We start from the raw sequence: 4,800 nt of genomic DNA, 5'->3' as shown, positions 1-4,800 counted from the left end.
CGGGAGAACCCGCTGAATGGAAAGCGGAAAGGCGCGCCGGTCGCGGACCCGAATGACGCGGGCCGCGCCGCCGGGGAACTCACCCGTTCGGCGTCGACCCGCGTCTCGACCGCGAGGGTCTGGTCGGCTGCGCCGGCGACCGGGTGGTCGCCGGGATACCGCTTTGCAGCACGCGCAGGGCAGTCAAGCTCGTCCCCGATTCGGTCGGCCGTCTCCGACAAGCGAACGACAAAATCTTTGCAGAGCGCTCCTCCGCGCTGCTACTCCAGACTTGCTCACGCTCGCCGCCCTAATAGGCAAGCGCGGACCGGTGCTCCGATCGGGTATTTCGAAACGGCATGAACGCTGCTCGGCATCGATACAGAAGCCGGACCGGGCGGTCACGGGACGCTTGCCGGCAGCGGTCCGGTTGCCGACGTACGGGCGTATTACCCCTGCGCTGCCCGGGTGGTTTCAAAGTAGCACCAGTTACCTTTGCAAAAGGTTCTGCGGTGGTCATTGTCCGGTCAAGGCAAGCCGTGAGAAGCCACACCATTGTCGATCATGTGATCCTCGTGCCGCCGCTCGTGAACGCGAGTCCGACCGGAAGTGGGGCAGGGATGATCACGCTCGAAACCGTCAACCTGGAGATCGAAGGCCCGAAAGCCACCGTTCACCTGAATCGCCCGGACAAGAAGAACGCGATGAACCCGCAGATGCACCGGGACATGAACACCGCCCTGGACCGCATCGAGGAGGACGGCGGCGTCAAGGCCGTCGTCGTCACCGGCGTCGGCAACAGCTTCAGCTCCGGCATGGACCTGGAGGAGTGCTTCCTGCGGCCGTTCGACGACCCGCAGCTGTTCTACCGCACCAACCTCGTGGCCCTGAAGTGGTTCCAGCGCCTCAAGGCGTTCCCGGCCGTGACCATCGCCAAGGTCAACGGCTTCGCGTTCGGCGGCGGATTCCTGGTCACCGGCCTGTGCGACCTGGCCGTCGCGGACGAGGCCGCGCTGTTCGGCCTGTCCGAGATCAACTTCGGCATCTTCCCGGCCGGCGGCGCCACCTGGGCGGCCACCCACAACCTGGCCCGCAAGCAGGCGCTGTACTACATCCTCACCGGCGACACCATGACCGGCCGCGAGGCCGAGAAGCACGGCCTGGTCAACAAGGCGGTGCCCGCCGCCGAGCTGGACGCCGAGACCGACCGCCTCGTGGCGAAGATCGTCAACAAGAACCCGGTCACGCTGCACCTGGCCAAGCAGGTCTACGAGCGCACCACCGAGCTGGACCTGCCCGCCGCCATCGACTACGACCAGGCCAAGCTGTGGGAGCTGTCCCGGCTCAGCGGCAACGAGTGGATCAACGTCGCGCTGCGGCAGTTCGAGAAGCGCAGCTACCAGCCCGGCCTGAGCACCTACAAGCGCGCCGAAGCGGACGTGAAGCCGTGATCGTCACCGGCCCGCCCGTCGAGATCCCCGACACCTCGCTGACCTCGTTCGTGCTGGAACGGGCGGGGCGGCACGGCGACGCGGTCGCCATCGTCGACGTCGACGGCACCACCCGCTACACCTACGCCGAACTGGTCACGGCCGTGCGCCGCGCCGCCGCCGGGCTGCGCGCCAGGGGCTTCGGCAAGGGCGACGTGCTGGCCGTGCTCGCGCCCAACGTGCCCGAGTACCCGGTCGTGGTGCACGCGGCCGTCGCCGCCGGCGGCGCCGTGGTCGTGCTCAACCCCCTCGACACCCCCGACGACCTCGCCGCCCGCCTCACCGAGGCCGGCGCGCGCCTGCTGGTGACCGTGCCGCCCGAGGCGGGCAAGGCACTGGAGCTGGCCCGCCGCACCCCGGTCGACGAGGTCCTGGTGCTCGGCGAGGCCGACGGCGCGACGCCGTTCGCCGCGCTGCTCGCCGACGGCCCACCGCCCGACCCGGACGCGGACCCGGACGTGGACCCCGCCGAGGACGTGGCCGCCCTGCTGCACTCCAGCGGCAGCACCGGCCACCCCAAGGGCGTCGTGCTGACCCACCGCAACCTGATCGCCAAGGCGCTCCTGACCAGCCTCGTCGCCCCCAGCGGCGCGGGCGCGCGGGTGCTCGCCGTGCCGCCGTTCCACCACGCCTTCGGGCTGACCATGATGATGAACGCCAGCCTCGTCCAGGGCTCCACCATGGTCACCATGCGGCGCTTCGACCCCGAGGCGTTCCTCAAGGCGATCCAGGACCACCGGATCACCCACCTCTACATCGTGCCCACCATGGCGGTCCTGCTGGCCCGCAGCCCCCTGGTCGACCGCTACGACCTGTCCTCGCTGCGCTCGATCGTCTCCGGCGGCGCCGCGCTCGACCCGGCCGTCGCCGAGGCGGTCCGGCGGCGCGTCGGCTGCGACATCGCCCAGGGCTACGGCCTCACCGAGTCCATGGTGTCGTTCATGCAGGACCGCGTGCCCGCCGTGCCCGCCTCGGTCGGCCGGCCCGCGCCCGGCGTCGAGTGCAAGGTCGTCGACGTCGACACCGGCGAGGAGCTGGGCCCGAACCGGGACGGCGAGGTGCTGGTCCGCGGCCCCCAGGTGATGAAGGGCTACCTCGACGCCGAGGAGGCCACCCGGAGCGTGCTGCAGCCCGACGGGTTCCTGCGCACCGGCGACCTCGGCCACGTGGACGCCGACGGCGAGCTGTTCCTCGTCGACCGCATCAAGGAGCTGATCAAGTACAAGGGCCAGCAGGTCTCGCCGGTCGAGCTGGAGGCCGTCCTGCTGACCCACCCCAAGGTCGCCGACGCCGCCGTGGTCGGCGTGCCCGACGAGGAGGCCGGCGAGGTCCCCAAGGGCTTCGTCGTCACCCGCGAGCCCGCCACCCCCGAGGAGCTGATGGCGTTCGTCGCCGAACGCGTCGCCCCCTACAAGAAGATCCGGCGGATCGAGTTCGTCGACCGCATCCCGCGCACCCCGGTCGGCAAGGTGGAACGCCGCACCCTCAAAGCGCGCGACAACGCCGCCTGAACCCCATTCCCCCGGGCGAGAGGCCAACCTCGGAGAAGCGGGGACCCCGGCACGCGGGGAATCTGGAGGACGGGGATCACGGGCCGCGGCAGAACGGCCCACAGGCGATGTTCCGGGTATCGGCGGAGCCGACCGCGTCGGCACCCAGGAGGAGAACAGATGAACCGAGTCGTTTCCAGGGCGGAGTGGCTGGAAGCCCGCAAAGCCCTTTTGGAGAAGGAGAAGGAAGTCACCAAGGCGCGCGACCGGATCGCGGCGGAGCGGCGCGAGCTGCCGATGGTGAAGGTCGAGAAGGAATACCTCTTCGAAGGCCCGCAGGGCACCCTCACGCTGCTCGACCTGTTCGAGGGCCGCCGCCAGCTCGTCGTCCGGCACTACATGTACAGCCCGGGGGCCGCGGAGGGCTGCATCGGGTGCTCGATGCAGGCCGACAGCGTGGGGGAGCTGGCCCACATGTGGGCCAGGGACACCACGTTCGTGATGGTCTCCCGCGCGCCGCTGGCCGACTTCCAGGCCTTCAAGGCCAGGATGGGCTGGACCATGCCCTGGTACTCCTCGTACGGCAGCGACTTCAACTACGACTACGAGGTCTCGACCGAGCAGGGCGAGTCGCCCGGCGTCAGCGCGTTCTACCGCGAGGGCGACGACGTGTACTTCACCTACTCGATCTTCGACCGGGGCGGCGACATCTTCAAGAACTTCTACAACTACCTGGACATCACGCACCTCGGGCGCCAGGAGGACCAGCTGGAGCACCCCTGGGACTGGTGGCGCTTCAAGGACCGCTACGACGTCGAGGGCGCGACCGGTCCCGGCGACAACTGGTGGAACGGCACGAGGTACCAGTCGTAACCCGCCCCCGGTCGGCAGCCCCGAGGGCTGCCCGCGCACCCCGGCGCCTGCCCCCGCGCCGGGGTGCGCCACCGAACGGACGGGCACCGACCGGACGGGCACCGACCGGACGGGCACCGACCGGGCAGGCACCGAACGGACAGGCACGCGAGAACGGCCAACACCACGAGCGGGAGGACCCATCATGAGCGACTCGTCCGGCAGGACCGCGATCGTCGTCGGCGCGAGCCGGGGCCTGGGCCACGGCATCGCCACCGCACTGGCCCAGGCGGGCGCCCCGGTGGTCGCGGTGTCCCGGACCCCGGCCGAGTTCCCGGACACCGGCGCGGGCTCGGTCCGCCACGAGCTCGCCGACGCCGGCGACCCCAGGGTCGCCGCCGACCTCATCGACCGCCACGACCCCGAGGTGGTCGTCCTGGTCGCGGGCGCCGTACCGCACATGCGCCCGCTCCAGCAGCAGACCTGGGAGACGTTCTCCGCCAACTGGGAGAGCGACGTGCGGATCTCGTTCCACTGGCTGCGCGAGGCGCTGCTCACGCCGCTGCGACCCGGCAGCCGGGTGGTCGTGTTCAGCAGCGGCGCCGCCCTCAACGCCGACGGGTCCCCGCTGAGCGGCGGCTACGCGGGCGCCAAGGCCGCCCAGCGCTACATCGCCGCCTACGCGCAGGGCGAGTCCCGCGCCGCGGGACTGGGCATCACCTTCACCGCCGTGCTGCCCCGGTTCGCGCCCTCGACCGCCGTCGGCCGGGCCGGCGTCGAGGCCTACGCCGCCCGCGCGGGGCTGGAGGTGGAGGACTTCCTGCGCCACCACGCGCCGCTGCTCACCCCGGAGATCGCCGGCAAGGCCGTGGTGGACCTCGTGCAGGCGGACGCCACGAGCGTCGTGCCCGCCTACGTGCTCACCGGCAACGGCCTGCACGCCCTGTCCTGACCCGGGCACGCGACGAGGGGCGGGACCTCCCCGGAGG

General features: G+C 71.0%; 4 protein-coding genes. All 4 read left to right on the top strand.

The window, feature by feature from the left end; translation table 11 throughout:
- Positions 1 to 599: 599 nt before the first annotated feature.
- The 4 genes from ACFV4N_RS39985 (at position 600) to ACFV4N_RS39970 (ending at position 4,763) form a co-directional block, all read left to right on the top strand.
- Positions 600 to 1,430, top strand: coding sequence for a p-hydroxycinnamoyl CoA hydratase/lyase (locus ACFV4N_RS39985; RefSeq protein ID WP_499677897.1), 831 nt, complete (start codon positions 600 to 602; stop codon positions 1,428 to 1,430).
- Complete coding sequence (locus ACFV4N_RS39980) at positions 1,427 to 2,980, top strand: AMP-binding protein (protein WP_499677896.1); 1,554 nt, start codon at positions 1,427 to 1,429, stop codon at positions 2,978 to 2,980. The genes ACFV4N_RS39985 and ACFV4N_RS39980 overlap by 4 nt, the downstream gene beginning before the upstream one ends.
- A 159-nt stretch (positions 2,981 to 3,139) precedes the next feature.
- Complete coding sequence (locus ACFV4N_RS39975) at positions 3,140 to 3,832, top strand: DUF899 domain-containing protein (RefSeq protein WP_499677895.1); 693 nt, start codon at positions 3,140 to 3,142, stop codon at positions 3,830 to 3,832.
- Positions 3,833 to 4,016: 184 nt separating this feature from the next.
- Positions 4,017 to 4,763: an SDR family NAD(P)-dependent oxidoreductase gene (locus tag ACFV4N_RS39970; protein WP_499677894.1), complete on the top strand. Its 747-nt coding sequence runs from the start codon at positions 4,017 to 4,019 to the stop codon at positions 4,761 to 4,763.
- Positions 4,764 to 4,800 lie beyond the last annotated feature (37 nt).

Origin of the sequence: Actinosynnema sp. NPDC059797 (assembly GCF_042732085.1) — a bacterium.
Taxonomy (GTDB): domain Bacteria; phylum Actinomycetota; class Actinomycetes; order Mycobacteriales; family Pseudonocardiaceae; genus Actinosynnema.
Note: the sequence above shows the minus strand (reverse complement) of the source record. Positions and strands in the feature narration are given on the sequence as shown.

What these genes read in the sequence shown, in the direction of transcription:
- ACFV4N_RS39985 (WP_499677897.1), top strand. Translation starts at nt 600, where the DNA reads ATGATCACGCTCGAAACCGTCAACCTGGAGATCGAAGGCCCGAAAGCC.
- ACFV4N_RS39975 (WP_499677895.1), top strand. Translation starts at nt 3,140, where the DNA reads ATGAACCGAGTCGTTTCCAGGGCGGAGTGGCTGGAAGCCCGCAAAGCC.
- ACFV4N_RS39970 (WP_499677894.1), top strand. Translation starts at nt 4,017, where the DNA reads ATGAGCGACTCGTCCGGCAGGACCGCGATCGTCGTCGGCGCGAGCCGG.